The sequence below is a fragment of the Segatella buccae ATCC 33574 genome, from assembly GCF_000184945.1.
In the GTDB taxonomy this organism is placed as follows: domain Bacteria; phylum Bacteroidota; class Bacteroidia; order Bacteroidales; family Bacteroidaceae; genus Prevotella; species Prevotella buccae.
Window position 1 is genome coordinate 944,302 of the sequence record NZ_GL586311.1, and the last position, 23,951, is coordinate 968,252.

A 23,951-nucleotide genomic window follows, 5' to 3' on the forward strand; every position below is an offset into this window, starting at 1 on the left:
ATATGTATATATATAATAAGGTGTTGGTGACCCTCCTCCTGATGCTCGGCATCGCTACGGGAGTGCAGGCACAGGACAAGATTATCAATCCCGATATCTCCTACGCAGGTACGGGGCGCGACGTGGTTGTAGGAGTCATCGCCGTGTCGGGAGTGGAAGGCTACGAAGACTATGTGCTCACGGGCATCTCGGGACTTGCCGTGGGGCAGCGCATCACGGTGCCCGGAAGCGACATCACCGATGCCGTGAAACGCTATTGGAAGCATGGTCTTTTCTCGAAAGTGGCCATCGCGGCCGACTCGATAGTGGGCGACAAGATTTATCTGCACATCTATCTTGCCGTGCGGCCGCGTGTGTCGACCATCAATTACATCGGTCTGAAAAAGAGCGAGCGTGAAGACATGGACAACAAACTGGGGTTGCTGAAGGGGATGCAGGTGACGCCCAATGCGCTCGACCGTGCGAAGATCCTCGCCAAGAAGTATTTCGATGATAAGGGTTACAAGAATGCTGATATAGAAATTGTGCAGCGCGACGACGTGGCCAACAAGAATCAGGTGATTCTTGACATCATGGTTGACAAAAAAGAGAAAATCAAGGTACACAAGATCACTATCGACGGAAACGAGAAAATCAGTGACAAGAAACTCAAGGGCAACTTCTTCTCGAAGGGTGCCTTTGCCAAAATACATGAAGCCGGCAAGCTGGCCAACATCTTCAAATCGAAGAAATATACGCCCGAACGGTGGAAGGATGACAAGAACAACCTCATCTCCAAATACAACGAATATGGCTATTTCGATGCATCCATCCTCAGTGACAGCGTGACCAACTACGACAGCAAGCATGTGGATGTCTATGTGAAGGTGCATGAAGGCAAGCAATACTTCCTGCGCAATATTACTTGGGTGGGCAACACGGTCTACACGACCGATCACCTCAATGCCATCCTCGGCATGAAGCGGGGTGACGTGTACAACATGAAGCTGATGAACAAGCGGTTGGTCACCGACGACGATGCCGCCGCCAATCTCTATTATAACAACGGCTACGTGTTCTCGCGCATCGAGCCGGTGGAGGTGAACATCGACGGCGACTCCATCGATGTGGAGATGCGCGTCACCGAAGGGCCGCAGGCCTATCTCAGCCATGTGCGCATCAACGGTAACGACCGCCTCTATGAGAATGTCGTGCGCCGGGAACTGCACACCAAGCCCGGTGACCTGTTCTCCAGAGAGGCTCTCATGCGTACGGCCCGCGAACTCGGTTCGATGGGACACTTCGATGCAGAGCATGTGGCACCCGATGTGAAACCGAATCCTGAAGACGGGACGGTGGATGTGAACTGGAATCTGGTGCAGAAGTCCAACGACCAGATAGAGTTCTCTCTGGGTTGGGGGCAGACCGGTGTCATCGGACGCGTGGGGCTGAAACTCAACAACTTCTCCATGCGCAACCTGTTCCGCAAGAACAGCGAGCGGCGTGGCGTGCTGCCCGTGGGCGATGGTGAGGTGCTGAGCCTCGGCGTGCAGGCCAACACTTACTATCAGTCTTACAACGTGAGTTATTCCACCAACTGGTTTGGCGGCAAGCGTCCGGTGCAGTTCAGTGTCGGAGCCTATTGGTCGAAATATTCGGATGTGTCAAGCAACTATTACAACACGGCACTGATGAGGAGATACTACGATTATACTTACGGTTACGGCAGCAACTACTATAACAATTACGAGAGCTACGTCGACCCTGACAAATACATGAAGTTGCTTGGTCTGAGTCTCGGATGGGGTAAGCGTCTGCGCTGGCCCGACGACTATTTCACTCTTAGTTTGCAGTTGGCTTACCAGCGCTACACGATGAAAAACTGGGGCTACTTCCTGATGTCCAACGGTTCGGCCAACAACTTGAACCTCACGCTCTCGCTCAACCGCACCTCTACAGACAACCCGCTCTTTCCCCGTCGCGGTTCGGAGTTCTCGGCTTCTGTCACCGTTACGCCGCCTTGGAGCTCGTGGGACAAGAAAGACTATGCCAACTTGGCCAACAACCAGTATTCGCCTACCTACAATGCAGAGCAGCAGGAGAAGTACAGGTGGGTGGAATACCACAAGTGGAAATTCAAGTCGAAGACTTATACGGCACTCTCCGGAGGTTCCAAGTGCTTTGTGTTGATGACCCGCGTGGAGCTAGGTTTGCTGGGCAGCTACAATAAATACAAGAAGTCGCCGTTTGAAACCTTCTATATGGGTGGTGATGGCATGAGCGGCTATTCGTCCAACTATGCCACCGAGACCATCGGGCTGCGTGGCTACGAGAACGGTGCGCTTACTCCCAGTGCCAGTTCACAAGGTTATGCCTACGACCGTTTCAGCCTTGAGCTTCGCTATCCATTCCTGCTTGGTAACACCACCATCTACGGTCTTGGATTCCTTGAGGCCGGTAACGCTTGGCAGGAAGCCAGCAAGTTCAATCCTTTCGACATGAAGCGCAGTGCCGGTCTGGGTGTGCGCATCTTCCTTCCGATGGTGGGCTTGATGGGTATCGACTGGGCTTATGGTTTCGACAAAGTGTTTGGCACGAAGGGTGGCAGCCAGTTCCACTTCATTCTCGGTCAGGAATTCTAATTTAAAAAGTAGAAAAGTAAAGAGGTAAAAAGGTACAGAGTTTGTTGCCTTTCTGCCGCAATGGAAAGAAGATATGAAACAGGCGAGGGGGAAACCGGACCGATAGACCGGTTCTCCTGCCATATTTAAAATAATGGAGGAATCAATCATGGAGAATAAAAAGCAAAAGAATAGTCGAAAGGTATGGAAGGTGCTGCTGCCCCTTTGCCTTTTTGCCCTGTTGCCATTGACAGCCGGTGCTCAGAAGTTTGCCCTTGTCGACATGGAGTATATTCTCAAGAATGTGCCGGCCTACGAACGGGCCAACGAGCAGTTGAACCAAGTCAGCAAGAAATGGCAAGCCGAGGTGGAAGCCCTCAACACTGAGGCAAGCACCATGTACAAGAACTATCAGAACGAGGTGGTGTTCCTCTCGCAGGAGCAGAAGAAAGCCAAGCAGGAGACCATCATGCAGAAGGAGAAGGAAGCCAGTGACCTCAAGCGCAAGTATTTTGGCCCCGAAGGCGAACTCTATAAAAAGCGCACCGCACTCGTGAAGCCCATCCAAGACGAAATCTACAATGCCGTGAAGGATATATGCGATCTTCGCGGATACAGTCTTGTGCTCGACCGCGCTTCCGATACCGGCATTATTTTCGGTTCTCCGAAAATCGACATCAGCAACGAAGTGCTGCAAAAGTTGGGCTATGCCAATAATTGAGCGGATATTTGCACGGCTCGATAAATAGTAGTATATTTGCAGCCACGGACAAGAAGGAACATCCATAGAAAACAAGTATAATTAAAAGAATAAACTGAAATGAAAAAGCTAATTTTGATGTTGATGCTTTGCGCACCAATGGCCGTTATGGCACAGAAGTTTGGTAAGGTGAACACTCAGACCATCATGCAGGCCATGCCCGAAGTGGCCAAGGCCAACGGCGAGATGCAGGCATTGCAGAAGCAGTATGAGAACGAACTCAAATCCATGCAGGATGAGCTCACGCGCAAGAATGGGGAGTATGAGAAGAGTGCAAGCACGATGAATGCCACTGCCAAGCAGCAGAAGGAAACCGAACTGCAACAGATGTACCAGAAGATTCAGCAGACCTATCAGGACAACCAGCAGGCCATGCAGAAGAAGAGTGCCGAGCTCATGGAGCCCATCCGCACCAAGGTGCTCAATGCCATCACAGAGGTTGGCAAGGCCGGTGGCTACACCTACATCTTCGAAGACGGAGTGGCTATCTTTACCGGTGCAACCGTCAAGGATGTGACTGCTGACGTTCAGGCCAAGTTGAAGTAAACGGGGCCTGCGAACTATTGAAACAAACAAGAATCTGACATCAGAACATTATCCTGTCGAGGTTGTGCCAATATCTGAAGATGATGGCACAACCTTTTATTTCTTTATACATCCCGATGATATTACATGGTGAAGATATGAAAAAACTGTTTCTTTTCCTGATGCTGGCAGCTTTGCCTTTGCTGGCCGATGCACAGCAGTTGAAGTTTGGCTATTTCAGCTACGAGGCGGCCTTGAAGTCTGTGCCCGGCTACGCCATTGCCGAGCGCAGTATGGCCGACCTGCGGCAGAAATACGATGCCGAGATGAAGCGCGCCGAGGATGAATTCAACCGCAAGTATGAAGAATTTCTCGACGGGCAGCGTGATTTTGCCCCATCAATCTTGAAGAAAAGACAGGCCGAATTGCAGGAACTGATGGAGAAAAACGTGGCTTTCAAGGACGAGGCCAACCGCTTGCTCAAGCAGGCACGAGAAGAAGCCTATGCACCGTTGAAGGCCCGTTTGCAAGCCATCGTGAAGCGCATCGGGGAAGAGCAGGGGCTGGCTTTCGTGCTGAATACCGACAATAATGCCGTCCCCTTTGTGAGTGCGGCTGCAGGGGAGGACATCACGCCGCGCATCGCCCACTTGGCTGCCCAATAAGCAGTCATTTTCCTGCGGCATTTTCCTATGTGTCCCATCTTTAAACAAGCAGTTGCCCCATGGCTTTACCCTCCACTCCCGGCCCCATCGGCATCTTCGATTCCGGTTATGGCGGGCTGACGATTCTCCACGGAATACGCCAGTTGCTGCCCGAATACGACTATGTGTATTTGGGTGACAATGCCCGTGCCCCTTACGGCACGCGTTCGTTTGATGTGGTGTATCAGTTCACCCGTCAGGCTGTCATCAAACTGTTTGAGATGGGATGCCATCTTGTGATATTAGGTTGCAACACAGCCTCGGCCAAGGCCTTGCGCAGCATTCAGCACCGCGACATCCCCGAACTCGACCCCGGCCGCCGTGTATTGGGAGTCATCCGCCCTACCGCAGAGGTCATCGGCGAACTCACCCGCAACAACCATGTGGGACTTTTCGCCACCGAAGGCACGGTGCGCAGCTGTAGTTACAATCTTGAGATAGGCAAGCTGTGGCCCGATATCAAGGTGACCGGTGTGGCCTGTCCGTTTTGGGTGCCGCTGGTGGAATACAACGAGGCCGACAGCCCCGGGGCCGACTACTTTGTGAAGAAACGTGTCGACGAACTCATGCGCAAGGATCCCGAGATCGACACCATCATCCTCGGCTGCACCCACTATCCGCTCCTCATGCCGAAGATATTGAAATATGTGCCCCCCGGCGTAAGAATCATTCCCCAAGGCGAGTATGTGGCCGACAGTCTGAAAGCTTATTTTGAGCGCCATCCGGCAATGGAACGGATGTGTACCCGCGGTGGAACGTGTGAATATTTCACCACCGAAAATCCCGATAGGTTCAAAGACTCGGCGAGGATGTTCCTCCATGAGGATGTCCACGTGAGCCATATAGACTTTGAATAAAAGAAAAACGATATGCAAGAAACAAGACAAAACAGAATAGCGCGACTGTTGCAGAAGGAGCTCAGTCTCATTTTCCAGTCGCAAACCCGCCAAATGCGGGGTATGATGGTCAGTGTGACCCGTGCCAAGGTGAGTCCGGATCTCAGTGTCTGCACCGCTTATTTGAGTGTGTTCCCGTCAGAGAAAGGTGCCGAAACATTGAAGAATATCACGGCCAATGAGAAGTCCGTGCGCTTTGAATTGGGACGCAGAGTGGGCAAACAGTTGCGCATCATTCCCGAACTGCGCTTCTTCCTCGACGATTCCCTCGACTATTTGGAGCATATTGATGAGTTGTTGAAGGGTAAATAGAAGCCTCACCCCCGGCCCCTCTCCGAGGGGAGAGGGGGAGTAGAATGCCCATAATCGTACAGTTGTCTCATAATACGTACAGTCGCCTTTATAATAGTTGTGCGGTCTCTGTGATAATATTGGATATTAGAAATTGAAGAAAAACAACCATATAGAAAACATTGGCAACTCTCAGCAGCCAAGCACATCACTCCCCTCTCCCCTCGGAGAGGGGCCGGGGGGGAGGCTGCCGGAGGGTAGGCCTGCCGGTTCTCTTATCACCAGACTCTTCTTCCCCTTCTACATCGCCCGCCGCTACCTCTTTTCCAAAAAGAGTACCCATGCCATCAACGTCATCAGTGCCATTTCCGTTATTGGTGTGGCTGTGGCAACAATGGCATTGGTCATTGTGCTGAGCGTGTTCAATGGCTTTCACGATCTTGTAGCGACCCTTTTTACGAGCTTCGACCCACAGATAGAGGTTGTGCCGGTAAAGGGAAAAACCGTACCGTCCGATGACCCCATACTCACCGAGATACGCAATCTGCCCGAAGTGGATGTCGCCACAGAGACCGTGGAAGACCAAGCTCTGGCCATCTATGGCGACAAGCAGGCGATGGTGAAGATAAAGGGAGTAGATGATAATTTTGCCGAGCTCTCGCACATCACGGACATTCTCTATGGCGACGGTACGTTCCAGCTCCGCGCCGCCAACCTGCAATACGGCACTCCCGGCATCCGTCTGGCCCAACAGTTGGGTACGGGTGCCCGGTGGCAGGGTTATATGCGCATTTATGCTCCCCGAAAGGATGGACAGCTCGACCTTTCCAACCCGACGGAAGGCTTTATGGTCGACTCCCTGCTCTCTTCGGGGGTGGTGTTTTCCGTGAAACAGGCTAAATACGATAAGGATTATATCATCACGCCGATCGCTTTCGCCCGTAATTTGTTTGAGCAGCAGGGCATGCTTTCCGCTTTGGAGATCAGACTGAAGATGGATAGCGACCTTGATCGTGTGAAAGCCAAGATGCAGGCGATAGCAGGTGACAAATATAAGGTGCTCGACCGTTTCGAACAGCAGGAAGACACCTTTAAGATTATGACCATTGAGAAGTTGATGGCTTATATTTTCCTAACATTCATCCTTGTGGTGGCTTGTTTCAATATCATAGGTTCGCTCTCCATGCTCATCATCGACAAGAAAGACGATGTGACGACCCTACGCAATCTCGGGGCGAGCGACCGGCAAATCACACAGATATTCCTCTTTGAGGGCCGCATGATTTCGGCCATTGGTGCCGTTGTCGGCATTGCACTGGGCCTCTTGCTCTGTCTGCTTCAGCAGCAATTCGGTCTTGTGGCCCTCGGCGAGAGTCAGGGAGCCTTCATCATCGATGCCTATCCCGTCAGTGTGCATTATACCGATGTGTTTGTCATCTTTGTGACGGTGATAGTCGTTGGGTGGTTGGCCGTTTGGTATCCGGTGAGGGCATTGGTGGGGAAGCATGACTCCTGACAGAAGCCTTGTCGGGATAGTCGCTGTTTGGCGAGGATATCTTCGGGTAGAATGAATGTCAAACTATTTGTTCGTTTTTAGCCTCTCTGCTTGCGATATTCGCAACAGATTGTCCACTCGGGTGTAAATGCGCAAATTTGGCAGCTTGTCCAAAACGCTGACAACCAGCCGCTTGAATTTTGTTGACACGGATTTGAGTTCGAAAACAGGTCTGAAAAGACCCAAACGAGTTTACAAAAGGGCCACAGTTGCACGCCAACTGCGGCCCTTTCACTTTTCAAGTGTGGCCCTTTTGCAAATTTGGAGAGCCCAGGCGAGAAGACCGGTGGGCTTTTCCGATGGTTTCAAGCCGGTTTCCCGTTCTATTTGGAGAGTTTTGGTGGAAGTGTTTTTGTTGATATTATTAACCGTCATCCGACATCTTGCAGGGGCGTTTTCCATCGGTTTGGTTGGTCTGTAACCAATACATAGATTTATTTTCCCATCAAATAACCGTCCCTGAGATATCTTCTTTCTCTCTAAAAATAGCAGATATGGCAGAGCATGCAGCCATGCCAATGTCAGCAATCTCAAGCAATTAGGCATTTCACCCCTCTCTCCTCTCGGAGAAGGGCCGGGGACGAGGCTTTAAAATAAATGTCCTTTTATTTTGTATTTCGGCCGATTTCCCTTACCTTTGCAATATCGTATGACATTGCTCTGCGACAATCACCGAGGCTGCTTCCATAGTTCAATGGATAGAACGGAGGTTTCCTAAACCTTTGATCCGGGTTCGATTCCCGGTGGAAGTACCGCGGAAAGATGACCATGAAAGGAGAAGTTCCATACCATCTATTACCATTTTCTTTAAATTTATTCGCTATGCTTGGAGCCATCATTGGAGATATTGTTGGGTCGCGCTTCGAATTTTCAGCACCCCCAAAGCCCGATTTCAAGTTGTTTACCGACGATGCCGATTGCAGCTACACCGACGACACCATCTGTACGGTGGCCATAGCCGATGCCATCATGAACGGTCGTGGCTATCGGGAGGCTCTGCTCGACTGGTGCCGCCGCTATCCCAATCCGATGGGTGGTTACGGTCTGCGCTTTTCCGACTGGATAGCCTCCGACGATCCGCAGCCCTACGGCTCGTTTGGCAATGGTTCTGCCATGCGGGTAAGTCCCGTTGGGTGGTTGTTCCATGACTATCACGAAGTGCTGGCAGAGGCGCAGAAATCGGCTGCTCCCAGCCACAATCATCCAGAAGGCATCAAGGGTGCCCAGTGCATCGCCACACTCATCTACTGGCTTCGCACTTGCCGCATCACGAAAGATGAGGTGGAGGCAGCTGTAAGGCGCAATTTCGGCTACGAGATTCCCCCATTGCGCGACATTTATAAGATAGGCAGCGAGGGGCATTTCGACGGCACTTGTCAGGAGACTGTGCCGTGGGCCATCCGTTGTTTCTTGGAGAGCGAGAGCTTTGAGGATGCCATTCGCATTGCCGTTATGGCCGATGGTGACACCGACACCAAGGCCGACATCACCGGGGCCATTGCCGAGGCTTTCTACGAAGTGCCTGAGACACTCGCAGAGCAGGCTTTCGAGTATCTTCCGCAAGATATGCTCGAAATCTTGATACAGTTTCAAGAGACGATGCAGGGAGAGGTGGAGGAGTAGATAGAGAGGTGGTAGGTGATGGGTGGTAGGTGTTAATGGAGTGTTTGAAGTTCCCTAAGAGCCCCTCTACGAGACCTCCAAAAATCCCTAAGGGACCCCCAACCCCCTAAAGGGGGCTTTGCCATCCACCTGTTTGCAGGAAGGTAAGCCCCCTTTAGGGGGTTGGGGGTCCCTTAGGTGGATTGGGGCCTCTTGGGCGATAGAATGCCAATGGGATACATAAAAAGGGATGTTCCATCATGGAACATCCCTTTTTCGGTTTATAGCGTTTGTACTTTCGTATCCTTATGCCTTTACGGGCGCAGCCTCAACTTCAAGACGATTCTCAATCTTCTTACCCATCACAAGGTAGGCGATGGGCGAAGCGATGAAGATGGACGACAGAGTGCCGAATATCACACCGAGGGTCATGGCGAATGCGAACGGCTGGATGCTCTTTCCACCGAGGAAGAGGATGCACAGCAACACAATCAGCGTAGACACGGAGGTGTTGATGGTACGGGCCAAAGTCTGGTTGATGGAATCGTTGAAGAGTCCCTGAATGTCTTCCTTGGCACGCTTGGGGTGCAGCTTGAGATTCTCGCGGATGCGGTCGAATACCACCACCTTATCGTTGATGGAGTAACCGATCACCGTGAGCACGGCACCGATAAATGTCTGGTCTATCTCAAGGGAGAATGGCAGCAGACCTTGCAGCAGCGAGAACAGACCAATGACTGTCAGGGCATCGAGCATCAACGCCACCGTAGCACCGATAGAGAAAGCCTTGCTCCGGAACCGGATGAGGATGTAGACGAAGATGGCCAACAGGGCGATGGCTACGCTGATGAAGGCACCGCGGGTCACATCCTTGGCAACAGACGGTCCCACCTTGGAACTGCTGATGATGGAGCCGCCTTGGCGGATATCGGGGTTCTTGAAGTCTTCTACGCTCTTCTGGCTGACGAGCCCGGCCTTCTTCAATGCCGTGTAGAGCATGGTCTCTGCCTCATCGTCCACCGTGGGGCTGTTGCTCTCTATCTTGTAGTTGGTAGAGATACGGATAGTCTTGTTGTCAGTACCCAGCGAAATGGCACTGTTGGTGGCCTGTGGGAAAGCCGTGGTCAGAATATCGCGCACCTGTTCGGGCTGGGTAGGCTTCTCGAAGGCAACAACATAGTTGCGGCCACCTGTGAAGTCGATGCTCTGGGCAAGTCCGCGTACAAAGAAGCTGATGACGAAGACAGCCACGGCTACACATGCCAGTGTGAAGGTGTTCTTGTACATCGACATGAATTTGTAGTTGGTGCCCTGCATGAGATTCTTGGAGATGCCGGTCCAGAACTTGAGGTTGAGCCACTTGTCGTGCTTGAGTTTGAACTCGTAAACCAAGCGGGTGAGGTAAACGGCACTGAAGAACGAGCATACGATACCGATCATCCACGTGGTGGCGAAGCCTTGGATGGGGCCCGTACCGAAGATGTAAAGGATGATACCCGTGAGCAGTGAAGTGACGTTGGAGTCGAGGATGGCCGAGAACGCGTTGCTGTAACCGGCATCGATGGCCTGTTTCATGCCCTTGCCGGAGCGCAGCTCCTCCTTGATGCGCTCATAGATGAGCACGTTGGCATCCACTGCCGTACCGAGTGAGAGCACCATACCCGCGATACCGCTCATCGTGAGGGCCGCTTGGAACGAGGTCAGAATGCCCAACGTGAAGAACACGTTGACTACCAGTGCACTGTTGGCTATCATGCCCGGTATGAAATTGTACATGGCAACCATGTAGAAAATCAGCAGCACGAAAGCGATGACGAAGGAGATGATACCCTGCTGGATAGACTGCGCACCGAGTGTAGGACCTACCACCTCTTCCTGCACGATGCGGGCAGGGGCCGGCATACGACCCGATTTCAAGGTGTTGGCCAGGTCTTTGGTGTCTTCGATGGTGAAGTTACCGCTTATCTGGGAGTTTCCACCGTCGATTTCACCGTTCACGCGGGGAGCTGAGTAGACCACGCCGTCAAGAACGATGGCGATGGCCTTGCCGATGTTAGCCTTTGTCATGTTGGCCCATTGGCGTGCGCCCTCGGTGTTCATGCTCATGCTCACCACCGGATTGTTGAACTGGTCAAACTCATCCTTGGCATTGGTTATCACATCGCCTTCGAGCGGAGCGCGCCCGTTGCTTGTCGTCACCTTCAAGGCATAGAGCTCGTACACGTTTTTCACCTTCAGTCCGTCAGCCGGTTTGGCACCCCACATCAGGCGAAGATCCTGCGGAAGCACCTGCTTGGCCACAGCTGAATAGATGATTTTGTTGATGGCAGCCGTGTCGCGCACGTTGGCATAGCCCACGAGGCTCAGGCTCTGACCGCCTGTAAGCTGCAAGCGGGCCAGCAACGGGTGCTGCTTGGTGGCCTCTGCCTGCTGTGCTGCCATGCCGGCAGCTTCGGCCTTGTCGGTCTCTTTCTTGTCTATCTTAAATTTGGGTTCGGCCTGCTTGGCGGCAGCCACCTGCTTCTGTACGGCACTGTCGGCAGTGGCAGTGTCGGCTTCGGCATGGCTGCCGTTGGCCACACGCTGGTCGAGTTGTTGCAGATAGGGGGCCACCTCCTCGGCATTATAGGTCTCCCAGAACTCGAGGTTGGCACTTCCCTGCAAGAGTTTGCGCATGCGCTCCGGTTCCTTGATGCCCGGCATTTCCACCATGATGCGGCCTTCCTGGCCTTCAAGTTTCTGGATGTTGGGCTGCACCACGCCAAACTTGTCGATACGAGTGCGCACCACATTGAACGAGTTGTCGATGGCGGCCTTCACCTCAGCGCGCAGTGCTTTCTCCACTTCCGAGTCGGAACTCTGTGGCGAAACCTTGCCCTGCAACTGCTGGGTGGCGAACACCTCAGCCAACTTGTGGCCCGGAGCATTCTTGTGATAGGCATTGACAAACAGCGTGATGAAATCACTGTTGGCAGTTTTTTCTTCTTCGGCTCTTGCCTCAGCCATCGACTTTGTGAAAGCCACGTCGGTCTTGTGATCGGCCAGTGTCTCGACAACATCGGGCACGGAAATCTCAAGGATAACGTTCATACCGCCTTTCAGGTCAAGTCCGAGACCGATCTGAGTCTCCAGGCACTTCTTGTAAGGATAAACGCCCAGATATTTCACAGAATCCTTGTAATCCTGCTGGGCAATAGGATCCTTTATCTTTGCCGCCTGGCTGTCGTAATAGCTCGTGGCAGCCGAGAAAGACAAATAGAAGATACTTGCGAGCGTCAGCAAGACGGCTACTACAATTACTAATCCTTTGTTTTGCATTTTAAGTTTATTATGTTATTTAATTATTGTTTTTCCTAATTTTATATATTATAGACGTGCAAAAATACTTATTTTTTCTCACTTTGAAAAATTTATAGCCGTTAAATATTTAAATTTTAGTGTTTTAGCTGTTTTTTCAATAGGCAGGCGATGGGATAATGGTCCGATTCTTTGATTTTGTCGTCCACCCGGCATTGGTAGGGTTTCCAGTTGTCGGAACAGAAGATGTTGTCGATGCGCACATACATACCGCTGCGGTGATAAGACCATCCCGGGCCGTTGCCGGCAGACACATAGCAGTCGGTGAGCAGGTTTTCCATGCGGTAGTGGGCGTAGGAAATGGGGCTCTCGTTGAAGTCACCGCAGAGGATGACGGGCATCCGTCCGATGTGCCGGGCCACGTAGGCTGCCACGGAATCGACCTGCGGAGCCCGTTTCCGCGAGGCTGCTGCGAGTTTGTCGATGAGGTGGGTAGACTCCTGCCGGGCCTCGTGCCGGCCAAGCTCCCCCTTCACAAGATTTTTGAATCCGGCCTTGTCGGTAGGGTTGAGCAGGTTCGACTCCAAGTGGTTGTTGACCACCAACACGTCTTCCCCGTTCACATCAAGCACGTAAGCCACGCTCAGATTGCCATACGACTGGTAGTGAATGCGCTCCACACGCTTGATGGGGAAGCGGCTGTAGAGCCGTAGCATGTCGCCGCTGGAATCTTTCAACTCTTCACTGTGATGGGAGTACAGACGGCCCATCACCGAGTCAAGTTCCGCCTTTATCACCTGCCCGTTCGCTTCCTGCAGGCAGATGATGTCGGCCTTGCTACGGGCCAGATAGCTGACGATGGGATTGGGGCCGTCGCCGGGCGAACCATCGACACTGTATCCGAAGTTCTGCACATTGAACGATAGTACTTTCAGCGTGCTGTCGGGCACGGAACCGCTCATATTGACGGGGGAGTATTTCCTCACGGGCGAGTAGCAGACGAGAAACCCCACCAGTGGGATGATGACGCCGCGCGGCTTGAAGAGCACCCAAAAGACGATGAAGCCCAAATTGACGGCCAGCAGCACGGGAAACAGCAGGCCCGCATTGGCCAAGGCCGGATGGTCGGCCGGGTTGATGCGGTCGGAACAGCCTATGAGCAGCATCACGAGCAGGCTGGCCACGTTGGCTCCCCCCATCATTTTGAGGGTGAATGATTTCAGCTGTTTCAGCATGTCTTCCGGAAGTTTTATTTGCGGTTGCTTTGGTCGAAAAGCCGTTGCTTCTCCTCTTTGGTCAGGCTGTCGTAGCCGCTTTTCCTGATTTTGTCGAGAATGCGGTCCACCTCTTCCTGCTCGGCTTGTTTGCGGGCATTATAGTCCCAGTCGCTCCGCCGGCTGGAGGAAAACGACGATGTGTCATTGCCGTTTGCCTGTTGTCCCGTCCGTCTGCGACCTGCAAAGATATTCTTGATTTTCTCAAACGAGTCTTGTCCCCGTGACCGTCCGTAGCCGGAAAGGCTTTGCTTGTTCCAATAGCGTATCATGAAGAAACCGAACACCATGCCCCCCAGATGGGCGATATGGGCCACGCCGTCGCCTGTGGTGGCTATGGCCGAGAACAGTTCGATGGCGGCATAGCCCATGACAAACCACTTGGCCTTGATGGGGATGGGCAGAGGGAAGATGAAGATGCGCTCTTCGGGGAATATCATGCCGAAGGCCAGCAGGATGGCATAGATGGCTCCGGAAGCTCCCACGGTGGTCCAACTGTTGAGAGAGGCCCCGTTAGCGGCGGCCACGGCCCAGATGTCGGACAGGGAAAAACCGGGAATGCTGGAACCGGCCACCACGTAGAACTGTACAAATTGTGCCAACTCTTGAAACAGACCGGCTCCAACGCCACATGAAATGTAATAAAAAAGGAACTTCTTCGGTCCCCACACATTCTCGACTACGCAACCGAACATCCACAGGGCAAACATGTTGAAGAGGATATGCTCGAAACCACCGTGCATAAACATGTAGGTGAAGAGTTGGTAGATGTGGAAGTCGGGAGCCAGAAAGAAGTGCAGTCCGAGCGTGTCGTTGAGCAGATATTCGCCGTAGGCATCCTTCCCGTACAGCATCGTGGCCACGAAAGCCGCAATGTTGATGATGAGCAGGTTTTTGGTGATAGTGGGTATATTGCGCATACTTTTTCCTTTTGCTGATAATAACGGACACAAAAATACTAAAAATATCCGTGAAAAGGCATAAAGCAAGGCCATTTAGGGGCTTTTTTAGTAAAAATGTTCATTTTTCTTTAGTTTTTGTTTGTTTTATCAAAGGAGTTTCCTATATTTGTCCACAAATAACGATAGAGGAATACTATTAATCATTTAATAAACCAAAATTATGAACAAGTCAGAATTGATCGAGAAGATTGCTGCAACTGCCGAACTGAGCAAAGCAGACGCTAAGAAGGCCCTTGATGCCACAGTAAACGCTATTAAGGATGCCCTCGTGGCCGGTGACAAGATTCAGCTCGTAGGTTTCGGCACATTCGCTGTTTCCGAGCGCCCCGCCCGTGAAGGCATCAACCCCGCTACCAAGCAGAAGATTAAGATCGCTGCCAAGAAGGTTGCCAAGTTCAAGGCCGGTGCAGAGTTGAGCGATGCAGTCAACAAATAATGTAAAGATTATTAGATATAAAAGGCGTTCCTTTCGGAGCGCCTTTTTTGTTGGTTGAGTGGAGAGGATGGGCAAGTAAGTATCGTGTTGGTGCATGGCCCTTGCACCATCCGCGCACGGCCCATGCACAAGTGGTGCAAAGCCTCTGCACGGGGTGTGCAAGGGCTTCGCACGGAACTCATTGTAAACGGGGCGCACGTTGGGGTAGGCCGGATGAGGCAACAAAAAAGGCAGGCGGAAGACGAGGACGGGCGTTCGGTGCTGTGCCGATTTACCGGATTCGTCTTTCGCCTGCCTCTATTGGCCGGGGATGGCCGGCAGGTGGTGTGCCTCCGTCGCCGGGTTGGCGACGGGGCTATGCAGGGTTTTCGCTTACTTAGGCTGCTTGCCGATGTAAGCCAGGATGCCGCCGTCCACGTAGAGCACATGGCCGTTGACGGCATCGGAGGCATGGGAGGCCAGGAACACGGCAGGCCCACCGAGCTCGGAGGGGTCGAGCCAGCGGCCTGCGGGAGTCTTGGCGCAGATGAAGCTGTCGAAGGGATGGCGGCTGCCGTCGGGCTGGCGCTCACGCAGCGGAGCGGTCTGCGGGGTGGCGATGTAGCCCGGGCCAATGCCGTTGCACTGGATGTTGTACTCGCCATACTCGGAGCAGATGTTGCGGGTGAGCATCTTCAGCCCGCCCTTGGCGGCGGCGTAGGCCGACACGGTCTCCCGGCCCAGTTCGCTCATCATCGAACAGATGTTGATGATCTTGCCCTCCTTGCGCTCCATCATCTCGGGAATGACGGCACTGGAGACGATGAACGGGCCCACGAGGTCGATGTCGATGACCTGTTGGAACTCGGCGCGCTTCATCTCGTGCATGGGGATGCGCTTGATGATGCCGGCGTTGTTGACGAGGATGTCAATCTGTCCCACCTCGGCGTGGATGGTTTTCACGAGCTCGGCCACTTGGTCTTCTTTCGTCACGTCGCACACATAGCCGTGCACGTTGGCGATGCCGGCTTCCTTATAGGCAGCCAAGCCGCGGTCAACGAGCTCCTGATTGATGTCGTTGAAGATGATGTTTTTGATGCCTGCGGCGGCAAAAGCCGAGGCGATGTTGAATCCGATGCCGTAGGAAGCACCTGTGATCCAGGCGTTTTTGCCTTCGAGTGAGAAATCTTTTAAACTTGTCATTGTCATTAATTATTTAAGGGTTTGTATGATAGTTTGTAGTCATAGAAACATACGTGCGGGCCGTCCTGTTTGCGTAATGGCCGGCGGCGGAGCATTCAGCGCAGTTCCGTGATTTCGGAAAAGTCTTGGTCGGCATAGTCGAGATTTTCTCCTGCCATGCCCCAGATGAACGTGTAGTTGTGCGTGGCAGCCGCACTATGGATGCTCCATTCGGGCGAGAGCACGGCCTGATGGCCCTGCATCCAGAGGTGGCGCGTCTCTTGGGGCTCGCCCATGAGGTGGCAGACGGCCTGACCGTCGGGCACCTCGAAATAGAAATAGGCCTCCATGCGCCGGCTATGCACGTGGGCGGGCATGGTGTTCCACACGCTTCCCGGGGCCAGCTCGGTCATTCCCATCTGCAACTGGCAGGTGGGGAGCACCTGATTGACGAGCATCTTGTTGATGGTGCGCTCATTGGAGGTTTCCAACGAGCCCATATTGACGCTCACGGCATCGGCTTTGGTCACCTTGCGGGTGGGATGGGACGTGTGGGCCGGGGCGCTGTTGAAATAGAACCGGGCCGGACGGTCAGGCTCCTGTGAGCCGAAAGACACGTCGCGGTCGCCGCTCCCGATGTAGAGGGCTTCCTTGTAGCCGAGTCGGAACACCTCATCGCCCGCCCTGACGAGGCCGTCGCCTTCTCCCACATTGAAGATGCCCATCTCCCTGCGGTGGGTGAAAGAGGGGGCTTTCAGCGGCGGGATGGCCTCCAGTTGCAGTTCTTCGTCCACGGGCATGGCCCCTCCGACGATCATTCGGTCGTACATGGAGTAGACGAGGTTGACTTCATCGGCTGCAAAAAGTCTATCGATGAGAAACTCCTTGCGCAGTCTTGCGGTGTCGTAAGCCTTTGCATCCTGCGGATTGGTGGCATAGCGAAGCTCGTAATTGGTTTTCATGAGGTTTTTGATTTGTCTGTTGCAAAGATACGAAATTTAATTGTATGTCAGCTCTTTAGGGGTCGTTTCTTTGCCGACGAATACTTAAATAAACAAAAAGGAGCATGAGCCGAAAGTGCAAAACCGCTACTCTGACAGTCGGAAAGTAATCGGCACTCGAAACCTTACACGCACGGGGTCGCCGTGGTGCATGCCCGGTTTCCAGAGGGGCATGGTCCGGACAACGCGCAAGGCTTCGGCATCCAAATCGGGAGCGGCCGATCTTTCGACCTTCGCATCGGCGATGCTGCCGTCTTTTTCCACGACGAATGAGATTATCACACGACCTTCAAGTCCCTGTTTCTGCGCACTTTCGGGATAAGTGGTGTGGCTCCCGAGATATTCAAGCAGCTTGCGTAGGCCGCCGGGGAACTCGGGCATCTGTTCCACTATTTCAAAACATTCCTCCCGGTCTTCCGGCTCATCGTCCTCTTCAAGGCTTTTCATGTCGGTGATGAGATAGTCATTGCCTGCTTTCTCCACCTTCACGTAGTGCCGTCCGTAGTCGGCATCTGTCCCGTCGGAGGCCTCATACCACCCTGTCTGCTTCGTGGGCTTGAGTTGATAGTGGGGCTGCCAATGCTTGTTGGAGACGGCTGTGGAAAACAACTCGCACAGCAGATAGAGGACACCGTCCCCTCCATCCGTGCGCAGTGCTTTCGCCACATAGTGGTTGACCAGCCATTTGCGGTAGGCAGGGGCGTTCAGGTCGGGAGTGAGGTAGGTGGACATGTAGGAGCGGTAGAAGTCTTGGAGGAAGCTCTGCGCGTTGCGATGCACTTTGCCCATCCTCAAGACCTGCGGATAGAAAATGCTGTCGGTGGCCTTCTCGCCCTGCGACGCATCGGTGACAAATCCTATCTTGCGCTTTCCGTCACGGTCGGTCACCATCCTGACGGGAATCCGCATCCATTCCTTTTCATAGTCGGCATAGTAGCTCACCATATACCAGTCTCCCTTTAAGGCCCTCACGCGCAGTGTCTTCAGAAAACTTGTCGGTGTGTCTTGTGAACGAGTCATCGCGTCGTAGTCGCAATGTGTTCCTATCAGTTCGATATAATCAATCAGTGTTTGGGTGAGATGACGCTTGCGAAACGCCATCCAGTCTATCGTGTCGGGAATGGGGGCTTGGCCCGATACTTCATAAAACTCCCTGATGATCTTGATATCGGCCGCCGTGTCGATGGAGGCTTCGGTCTGCTGTGTAGCCTGATATTGTTTGTCGTACGACTTCGGTAGTGCTTTGTGTGAAGCCCGATACCATAGGTAAAGGTCTGTTCCGATGCCGACAACCAGCAGAAGCGAGGCTACTAAAATATAAAACGGTCTCTTTTTAGATGAGGTTTCCATGTGTGAAATGATAATTGGAAGTGGAGTTGGAACAATATAAGGAACGCATGATTAAATAAACCTAAAGGTCGGTAGTGGTGGGATAAAAAGAATCCGCAGGCCATCGATTGCTCGACGAACTGCGGAAACCATTGCTTGTTGGGTCACTCGGATTCGAACCGGGAATGACAGAACCAAAACCTGTAGTGTTACCATTACACCATGACCCAAACTAAAAACGTATGCAAAGATAGTGGATTTTTTGTCCACTACCAAATTTTCAAGCCATTTTCTTTACTTCATCGTGAGCAGGTAGTAATTCTTCTTGCCACGCTGCACGAGCAGATATTTGCCGTCGATGAGGTCATCGGCCGTTACCGGACGGTCGAAAGCTGCGAGCTTCTCCTTGTTCAGGCTCACGCCGCCGCCCTTGACGAGCTTGCGCATTTCGCCCTTGCTGGGGAAGATGTCCATGTCTTCGCTGCAAAACAAGTCCACGGCCGTTTGTCCGAGCAGGCTCTTGTCAAGATCGTAATGTGGCACGTCGGCAAACACGTCGTTGAGCGTGGCCTCGTCGAGTTGGGCCAGACTGTCTTTCGTAGCCTTTCCGAAAAGGATGTTGCTGGCGGCGATGGCCATGTCGAGGTCTTCCCGGGAGTGAACCATCGTGGTCACTTCCTCGGCCAACCGCTTCTGCAACACGCGGCGACCGGGATCCTGCCGGTGCTCCTCGATGAGTGCTTCGATGACGTCACGCTCCAGACTGGTGAATATCTTGATGTATCTCTCGGCATCGTCGTCGCTCACGTTGAGCCAGAATTGGTAGAAGGCGTAGGGTGTGGTGCGGTTGCGGTCGAGCCACACATTGCCGCTCTCGGTCTTCCCGAACTTCTTTCCGTCGGCCTTGGTGATGAGCGGACAGGTGAGGCAGAAGGCTTCGGCATCGGCCCCGAGCGTGCGGCGGATGAGTTCGGTGCCGGTGGTCATGTTGCCCCACTGGTCATTGCCGCCCAGTTGCAGGCGCACCCCGTAGTGTTGATATTGGTAGAGGAAGTCGTAGCCTTGGAGGAGCTGGTAGGTGAATTCGGTGAACGAAAGACCGTCGCTGGCTTCACCGTTAAGGCGTTTTTTCACAGAGTCCTTGGCCATCATATAGTTCACGGTGATGTGCTTGCCCACTTCGCGGGCGAAGTCGAGAAACGTGAAGTCCTTCATCCAGTCGTAGTTGTTCACCATCTCGGCCTTGTTGGGCTCGTCACTGTCGAAGTCGAGGAACTTGGCTGCCTGCTTTTTGATGGCTTCCTGGTTATGGTAGAGTGTCTCGGAATCTAAAAGGTTGCGCTCCTGGCTTTTGCCCGAGGGGTCACCGATCATGCCCGTGGCTCCACCTACCAGCAGATAGGGCTTGTGTCCGCAGCGCTGCAAGTGGCGCAGCATCATGATGCCGCAGAGGTGACCGATGTGCAGCGAGTCGGCCGTAGGGTCGGTGCCGAGATAGGCCGACACCAGATGCTCGTTGAGATATTCCTCGGTTCCGGGCATGATTTGCGCCAACATTCCGCGCCATTTTAATTCTTCAACAAAGTTTTTCATCATCGAATGAAATCGTTTTTTATTTATATGATAAGGTGTTGGGGCCTTGCCGGGCAAGAAACTTACGGCACGGGGTCGTACCCGCTGCCACCCCAGGGATTACATCTGAGGACGCGCCACACCGCCAACAGCAACCCCTTCACCGGCCCGTGTTTGATGAGTGCCTGTCGGGCGTATTCGGAACAGGTGGGTGTGAAACGGCAGGAGGGAGGGGTAAGGGGAGAGATGGCCAGCTGATAGAACCGGATGGGCAGTATCAGGAGCCACACGATCGCCTTTCGGATCGCCTTAAACCGGTTCATGCCTTGTCCTCCTTAGGCTCGTCCGGAACTTCGATGGTCTGTTTGGCAGGCGCAATCGACTCCTCGACCGTTGCTGCGGACAGCCGCTCGGACAGCCGCTCGGAGAGCCGTTGCAAGAGCGACTGCACCTTTCTCTCTACCGTCGCGGTGTCGAACAATTCGTCACTTTGCCAGATAAAGGCCATGGCTGCTTGCCGGTCGGGACAGCTTTCGAGTCCCGGGAGCAGTAGCTGCTTGTTTTTTCTGAATGCTTCCCTCACCTGCCGCTTCACCCGGTTGCGCTTCACGGCGCGCTTGAAATGCCGCTTGGGTACACTCACCAGCATGAGTGCCGCAGGCGCATCTTCCTCGCGAGAAACAACGGTATAGACCATCCGCAATGGAAATGCCGACAGACTTCTGCCGGAACTGCCGTTGAAGAGGCGGTCTGTCAGCTTTTTGCTGCATATCCGCTCTGCCTTGGCCAGTGTGAACGATTGGGATGCAGGCATGGTGCGGGAGGGGTAAAGGAGGTGTCTATGTTGTTATTGGTGATGTGTCTTGAGATAATTTTCCAGTGCGCCCGTCATGGAGGGGAACTCCTTGGAGGGTGCCTGAAGGTCGAGCCGCAGGCCTTCTTCCTCAATGGTCTTGGCCGTGGCCGGCCCGAAGGCGGCTATCTTGATGTCGCCCTGCTCGAAGTGGGGCACGTTTTTCTTGAGTGCTTTCACGCCCGTAGGACTGAAGAACACGAGCATGTCGTAGTCGAAATGGGCCCGCTCCTCGTCGGTGAAATCGTTGCTCACCGTGCGATACATCACGCATTCGGTGTGGCAGAGCCCTTTCTCGTCGAGCAGATTCTTCACGTCGTCGTTGTGGACACTGCTCATCGGCACGAGAAACTTATTGCCCCTGTGCTTTGTCATCAGCGGCACAAGATCGGTCATCTTGCCGGAAGTGCCGAAGAACACCTTGCGCTTGCGATACTGCACATACTTTTGGATGTAGAGTGCGATGGTCTCAATGACGCAGAAATACTTCATGTCTTCGGGAATGGTGACACGAAGCTCCTTGGCCAGTTTGAAGAAATTATCGATGGCATGACGGGAAGTGAAGACAACGGCCGTGTAGTCGAGCAGATTGATCTTTTGCTGGCGGAACTCCTTGGCGGTGATACCTTCCACCTTGAAGAATGGACGGAACACACATTCCACACCGTAGGTCTTCTCTATGTCATAATATGGAGATTTCTCGCTTGCCGGTTTGGGCTGGGAAACCAGGATCTTCTTTATCATCAGTGTCCTAAAAATTTATTTTCAAATAATTACCTATAGTCGTCAAAATGCCCTTTAAAGCAAATAAGGGGATGATTTCGAGGGCACAAAAGTACAAAATTATTTGCAGAAAAGCCCCCATTCTTTGGAAAAAGATGATATAGGACTTATAAAATGTAAGCAATTTGAACAAAACCAAGAGGCAAATGGTATAAACCACAGAGTTTTGCATGGACCATCCGAAGTAGGCCTGAAGCATGATCATGGGGAAGAGAGCCAGTCCTTCGAGTGATACGAGGAAGAGGTAGGACTTCATCCATTGTTCGTTTTTTTTCTTGTCGAAGAACACCCATCCGGTGAGGGCATAGGCGATGGCCTTCACGAGGAAATAGGCGGCCAGTATGGCGGTGAATATCCCAATGATTTGGTATTGCTCGATGATGAACGTGTCGCTCACGAACGTGCGGATGTAGAAGAAGTAGCCGATGGCGAAGAACAGGCATGTCTGGAGCACAAAGAAGAGCTGGAAGCGCACCTCTCCTGAAGTCTCGATGATGGTTGTGGGGCCTAACTTCGACCGGAAGAAAAAGTTTTTGGCCTGTGTGGCGATGAACCGGCCCGAACGGGCGAAGGTGAGCATCGACAGCAGTACACAGCCTATGAGCAGACTTGTGATAAGGTTGTCGCCCGCCACGGTGTAGGGTACAGGGTCGCCCGCCACACCTTGCCGCCCGCCTTTGAGTTCGGGGTGGAAGAGGGAGTCGTTCGAAAAGAACGACTCCTTGTAGTATTGTGGCAGGCTCACGTCGCGCAGGCTCTTGCCTTTGGTGTGTCCGGGCAGGTGGAGCGTGTCGGGCATGGTGCTCCACGTGATTTTGCCGGGTTTGAAGTGTTGCTGTATGGCGGAGTCCTGCTGTTCGGGCGTGGCGTTGGCCGGCAACCGGCTTAACACCTCACGAGGCGTTGGCCGACCGCCAGAGTGCATTGTCTCGGCGGCCGACTGCACCTCGGCAGTGCCTATTGCGGAAGTATCTGCCTGCTGTGCGGTCATCGTTACAACCCGAATGCGGTCTTGATCTCAGTCACCTTGTCGAGCTTTTCCCATGTGAAGAGCTCCACATCGATTTCCTTTTTCTCGTGGTAGCGGCTCTCGAAGGTCTTCTTCACCACCTCGTTCCGGCGTCCCATGTGCCCGTAGGCTGCCGTTTCGAGATACATGGGCTGGCGCAACTTGAGTGTGCGCTCAATGGCTTTGGGGCGCAGGTCGAACATCGTCTTGATGCGTTCGGCTATTTCGCCGTCGGTCAGTTGCACGTGGCTGCGGCCGTAGGTGTTCACATACACGCTCACGGGCTGTGCCACACCGATGGCGTAGGCCAGTTGCACGAGCATTTCGTCGGCCACGCCTGCCGCCACCATATTCTTGGCGATGTAGCGGGCGGCGTAGGCTGCTGAGCGGTCCACCTTACTCGAGTCCTTACCCGAGAAAGCTCCGCCGCCGTGGGCACCCTTGCCTCCGTAGGTGTCTACGATGATTTTGCGGCCCGTGAGTCCGGTGTCGCCGTGTGGTCCTCCGATGACAAACTTGCCTGTGGGGTTCACCATATATTTGATGTCGTCATTGAACAGTCCGAGCACCTTATCGCCCAACTGCGCCTTCACGCGCGGGATGAGGATGTTCACCACATCTTCGCGTATCTTGGCCAGCATCGCCTCGTCGTTGTCAGTGCCGTCGGAGTGCTTGATGAAGTCATCGTGCTGGGTAGACACCACGATGGTGTCGATGCGGCGGGGCGTGTTGTCGTCACCATATTCAATGGTCACCTGACTCTTCGAGTCGGGGCGCAGGTAGGTCATCTGCCTGCCCTCCTTGCGAATGTCGGCCAGTGTGCGCACGATGAGGTGGGCCAAGTCGAGCGAGACAGGCATCAGGTTGTCGGTCTCGTTGCAGGCGTAGCCGAACATCATGCCTTGGTCTCCGGCTCCCTGATCGTTTTCATCAGCCCGGTCCACGCCGCGGTTGATGTCGTCGCTCTGCTCGTGGATGGCCGTCATGATGCCGCACGAGTTGCCGTCAAACTGATATTCGGCCTTGTTATAGCCGATGTTGAGAATGGTTTTGCGGGCGATGGTCTGCAAGTCGATATATTCCTTGCTCTTCACTTCGCCCATGATGACCACCTGTCCGGTGGTGTTAAAGGTTTCGATGGCACAGCGTGCGTTTTCGTCGTAGGCCAGAAATTGGTCGAGCAGCGCGTCACTGATTTGATCGGCCACTTTGTCGGGATGTCCTTCTGAAACTGATTCAGATGAGAATAAATATGCCATAACTATCTAATGTTGAACAATAATGCAATTCGTTTGAATGCGCAAAGTTACGAATTTTATTCGTTATAGCTCCCCTTTTATA

At 53.2% G+C, this 23,951-nt stretch carries 21 protein-coding genes and 2 tRNA genes; 10 read left to right on the plus strand and 13 right to left on the minus strand.

The features are described 5' to 3' along the window. The first annotated feature begins 2 nt into the window (after window positions 1-2). The 9 genes from HMPREF6485_RS03510 (at window position 3) to HMPREF6485_RS03555 (ending at window position 8,954) form a co-directional block, all read left to right on the plus strand. On the plus strand, window positions 3-2,621 hold the full coding sequence (locus HMPREF6485_RS03510; RefSeq protein WP_004344715.1) for a BamA/OMP85 family outer membrane protein: 2,619 nt from the start codon (window positions 3-5) through the stop codon (window positions 2,619-2,621). A gap of 148 nt (window positions 2,622-2,769) precedes the next feature. After that, window positions 2,770-3,321, plus strand: coding sequence for an OmpH family outer membrane protein (locus tag HMPREF6485_RS03515; RefSeq protein ID WP_007410544.1), 552 nt, complete (start codon window positions 2,770-2,772; stop codon window positions 3,319-3,321). A gap of 99 nt (window positions 3,322-3,420) precedes the next feature. After that, window positions 3,421-3,906, plus strand: coding sequence for an OmpH family outer membrane protein (locus HMPREF6485_RS03520; RefSeq protein WP_004343392.1), 486 nt, complete (start codon window positions 3,421-3,423; stop codon window positions 3,904-3,906). Between the two features lie 137 nt (window positions 3,907-4,043). After that, window positions 4,044-4,550, plus strand: coding sequence for an OmpH family outer membrane protein (locus HMPREF6485_RS03525; RefSeq protein ID WP_036926439.1), 507 nt, complete (start codon window positions 4,044-4,046; stop codon window positions 4,548-4,550). A gap of 59 nt (window positions 4,551-4,609) precedes the next feature. Then, window positions 4,610-5,446, plus strand: a complete 837-nt coding sequence (murI, locus tag HMPREF6485_RS03530; protein WP_004344718.1) for a glutamate racemase — start codon at window positions 4,610-4,612, stop codon at window positions 5,444-5,446. A gap of 12 nt (window positions 5,447-5,458) precedes the next feature. Then, window positions 5,459-5,797 (plus strand): 30S ribosome-binding factor RbfA, encoded by a 339-nt coding sequence (gene rbfA, locus HMPREF6485_RS03535; protein ID WP_004343389.1) that lies wholly within the window; start codon window positions 5,459-5,461, stop codon window positions 5,795-5,797. A gap of 133 nt (window positions 5,798-5,930) precedes the next feature. Beyond that, window positions 5,931-7,292, plus strand: a complete 1,362-nt coding sequence (locus HMPREF6485_RS03540) for an FtsX-like permease family protein (RefSeq protein ID WP_004344719.1) — start codon at window positions 5,931-5,933, stop codon at window positions 7,290-7,292. A 719-nt stretch (window positions 7,293-8,011) separates the two neighbouring features. Then, window positions 8,012-8,083 (plus strand) — tRNA-Arg (locus HMPREF6485_RS03550). A gap of 70 nt (window positions 8,084-8,153) precedes the next feature. Beyond that, on the plus strand, window positions 8,154-8,954 hold the full coding sequence (locus HMPREF6485_RS03555; RefSeq protein ID WP_044125790.1) for an ADP-ribosylglycohydrolase family protein: 801 nt from the start codon (window positions 8,154-8,156) through the stop codon (window positions 8,952-8,954). A 285-nt stretch (window positions 8,955-9,239) separates the two neighbouring features. Here the strand turns inward: HMPREF6485_RS03555 and secDF are convergent, their stop codons facing one another. The 3 genes from secDF to HMPREF6485_RS03570 all read right to left on the minus strand — a co-directional run bounded on the left by secDF (window position 9,240) and on the right by HMPREF6485_RS03570 (window position 14,424). After that, window positions 9,240-12,251 carry a protein translocase subunit SecDF gene (secDF, locus tag HMPREF6485_RS03560; RefSeq protein ID WP_004344723.1) on the minus strand — a complete coding sequence of 1,004 codons (3,012 nt, stop codon included), beginning with the start codon at window positions 12,249-12,251 and terminating at the stop codon, window positions 9,240-9,242. A 116-nt stretch (window positions 12,252-12,367) separates the two neighbouring features. Then, window positions 12,368-13,465 (minus strand): endonuclease/exonuclease/phosphatase family protein, encoded by a 1,098-nt coding sequence (locus HMPREF6485_RS03565; protein ID WP_004344724.1) that lies wholly within the window; start codon window positions 13,463-13,465, stop codon window positions 12,368-12,370. A gap of 14 nt (window positions 13,466-13,479) precedes the next feature. Beyond that, window positions 13,480-14,424 carry a rhomboid family intramembrane serine protease gene (locus tag HMPREF6485_RS03570; RefSeq protein ID WP_036926435.1) on the minus strand — a complete coding sequence of 315 codons (945 nt, stop codon included), beginning with the start codon at window positions 14,422-14,424 and terminating at the stop codon, window positions 13,480-13,482. Between the two features lie 202 nt (window positions 14,425-14,626). On the opposite strand from HMPREF6485_RS03570, the gene HMPREF6485_RS03575 reads away from it, so the two are divergent. Continuing rightward, the gene (locus HMPREF6485_RS03575) at window positions 14,627-14,902 is read left to right on the plus strand and encodes an HU family DNA-binding protein (RefSeq protein WP_004343381.1); all 276 of its coding nucleotides are present in this window, start codon (window positions 14,627-14,629) and stop codon (window positions 14,900-14,902) included. A gap of 372 nt (window positions 14,903-15,274) precedes the next feature. Here HMPREF6485_RS03575 and HMPREF6485_RS03580 read toward each other — a convergent pair whose 3' ends face one another. From HMPREF6485_RS03580 to metK, 10 genes are all read right to left on the minus strand, one after another. After that, the gene (locus HMPREF6485_RS03580) at window positions 15,275-16,084 is read right to left on the minus strand and encodes a gluconate 5-dehydrogenase (protein WP_004343380.1); all 810 of its coding nucleotides are present in this window, start codon (window positions 16,082-16,084) and stop codon (window positions 15,275-15,277) included. 95 nt (window positions 16,085-16,179) lie between these two features. Beyond that, entirely contained in the window at window positions 16,180-17,025 is an 846-nt protein-coding gene (kduI, locus tag HMPREF6485_RS03585) for a 5-dehydro-4-deoxy-D-glucuronate isomerase (RefSeq protein ID WP_004344728.1), read from the minus strand. A 126-nt stretch (window positions 17,026-17,151) separates the two neighbouring features. Beyond that, on the minus strand, window positions 17,152-18,414 hold the full coding sequence (locus HMPREF6485_RS03590; protein WP_004344730.1) for an energy transducer TonB: 1,263 nt from the start codon (window positions 18,412-18,414) through the stop codon (window positions 17,152-17,154). A 138-nt stretch (window positions 18,415-18,552) separates the two neighbouring features. Beyond that, window positions 18,553-18,623 (minus strand) — tRNA-Gln (locus tag HMPREF6485_RS03595). A 64-nt stretch (window positions 18,624-18,687) separates the two neighbouring features. Beyond that, a complete protein-coding gene (gene tyrS / locus HMPREF6485_RS03600; RefSeq protein WP_044126236.1) occupies window positions 18,688-19,986 on the minus strand; it encodes a tyrosine--tRNA ligase in 1,299 nt (432 codons plus the stop codon). Between the two features lie 62 nt (window positions 19,987-20,048). Continuing rightward, the gene (gene yidD, locus HMPREF6485_RS03605) at window positions 20,049-20,288 is read right to left on the minus strand and encodes a membrane protein insertion efficiency factor YidD (protein WP_004344733.1); all 240 of its coding nucleotides are present in this window, start codon (window positions 20,286-20,288) and stop codon (window positions 20,049-20,051) included. Then, window positions 20,285-20,779 (minus strand): ribonuclease P protein component, encoded by a 495-nt coding sequence (locus HMPREF6485_RS03610; RefSeq protein WP_004344734.1) that lies wholly within the window; start codon window positions 20,777-20,779, stop codon window positions 20,285-20,287. The genes yidD and HMPREF6485_RS03610 overlap by 4 nt, the downstream gene beginning before the upstream one ends. A gap of 33 nt (window positions 20,780-20,812) precedes the next feature. Next, a complete protein-coding gene (locus HMPREF6485_RS03615; protein ID WP_004344735.1) occupies window positions 20,813-21,562 on the minus strand; it encodes a uroporphyrinogen-III synthase in 750 nt (249 codons plus the stop codon). Window positions 21,563-21,569: 7 nt separating this feature from the next. Continuing rightward, on the minus strand, window positions 21,570-22,592 hold the full coding sequence (locus HMPREF6485_RS03620; protein ID WP_004344736.1) for a DUF4271 domain-containing protein: 1,023 nt from the start codon (window positions 22,590-22,592) through the stop codon (window positions 21,570-21,572). 2 nt (window positions 22,593-22,594) lie between these two features. Next, a complete protein-coding gene (metK, locus tag HMPREF6485_RS03625) occupies window positions 22,595-23,869 on the minus strand; it encodes a methionine adenosyltransferase (RefSeq protein WP_004344737.1) in 1,275 nt (424 codons plus the stop codon). Between the last annotated feature and the right edge of the window lie 82 nt (window positions 23,870-23,951).

Bases quoted from the DNA above. Each gene is read 5' to 3' on its own strand.
- HMPREF6485_RS03615 (WP_004344735.1), bottom strand. From the start codon at position 21,562: ATGATAAAGAAGATCCTGGTTTCCCAGCCCAAACCGGCAAGCGAGAAA.
- HMPREF6485_RS03565 (WP_004344724.1), bottom strand. From the start codon at position 13,465: ATGCTGAAACAGCTGAAATCATTCACCCTCAAAATGATGGGGGGAGCC.
- HMPREF6485_RS03610 (WP_004344734.1), bottom strand. From the start codon at position 20,779: ATGCCTGCATCCCAATCGTTCACACTGGCCAAGGCAGAGCGGATATGC.
- HMPREF6485_RS03515 (WP_007410544.1), top strand. From the start codon at position 2,770: ATGGAGAATAAAAAGCAAAAGAATAGTCGAAAGGTATGGAAGGTGCTG.
- kduI (WP_004344728.1), bottom strand. From the start codon at position 17,025: ATGAAAACCAATTACGAGCTTCGCTATGCCACCAATCCGCAGGATGCA.
- tyrS (WP_044126236.1), bottom strand. From the start codon at position 19,986: ATGAAAAACTTTGTTGAAGAATTAAAATGGCGCGGAATGTTGGCGCAA.
- secDF (WP_004344723.1), bottom strand. From the start codon at position 12,251: ATGCAAAACAAAGGATTAGTAATTGTAGTAGCCGTCTTGCTGACGCTC.
- HMPREF6485_RS03620 (WP_004344736.1), bottom strand. From the start codon at position 22,592: ATGACCGCACAGCAGGCAGATACTTCCGCAATAGGCACTGCCGAGGTG.
- murI (WP_004344718.1), top strand. From the start codon at position 4,610: ATGGCTTTACCCTCCACTCCCGGCCCCATCGGCATCTTCGATTCCGGT.
- HMPREF6485_RS03570 (WP_036926435.1), bottom strand. From the start codon at position 14,424: ATGCGCAATATACCCACTATCACCAAAAACCTGCTCATCATCAACATT.
- HMPREF6485_RS03510 (WP_004344715.1), top strand. From the start codon at position 3: ATGTATATATATAATAAGGTGTTGGTGACCCTCCTCCTGATGCTCGGC.
- HMPREF6485_RS03590 (WP_004344730.1), bottom strand. From the start codon at position 18,414: ATGGAAACCTCATCTAAAAAGAGACCGTTTTATATTTTAGTAGCCTCG.
- HMPREF6485_RS03580 (WP_004343380.1), bottom strand. From the start codon at position 16,084: ATGACAAGTTTAAAAGATTTCTCACTCGAAGGCAAAAACGCCTGGATC.
- HMPREF6485_RS03520 (WP_004343392.1), top strand. From the start codon at position 3,421: ATGAAAAAGCTAATTTTGATGTTGATGCTTTGCGCACCAATGGCCGTT.
- HMPREF6485_RS03575 (WP_004343381.1), top strand. From the start codon at position 14,627: ATGAACAAGTCAGAATTGATCGAGAAGATTGCTGCAACTGCCGAACTG.
- HMPREF6485_RS03555 (WP_044125790.1), top strand. From the start codon at position 8,154: ATGCTTGGAGCCATCATTGGAGATATTGTTGGGTCGCGCTTCGAATTT.
- metK (WP_004344737.1), bottom strand. From the start codon at position 23,869: ATGGCATATTTATTCTCATCTGAATCAGTTTCAGAAGGACATCCCGAC.
- rbfA (WP_004343389.1), top strand. From the start codon at position 5,459: ATGCAAGAAACAAGACAAAACAGAATAGCGCGACTGTTGCAGAAGGAG.
- yidD (WP_004344733.1), bottom strand. From the start codon at position 20,288: ATGAACCGGTTTAAGGCGATCCGAAAGGCGATCGTGTGGCTCCTGATA.
- HMPREF6485_RS03525 (WP_036926439.1), top strand. From the start codon at position 4,044: ATGAAAAAACTGTTTCTTTTCCTGATGCTGGCAGCTTTGCCTTTGCTG.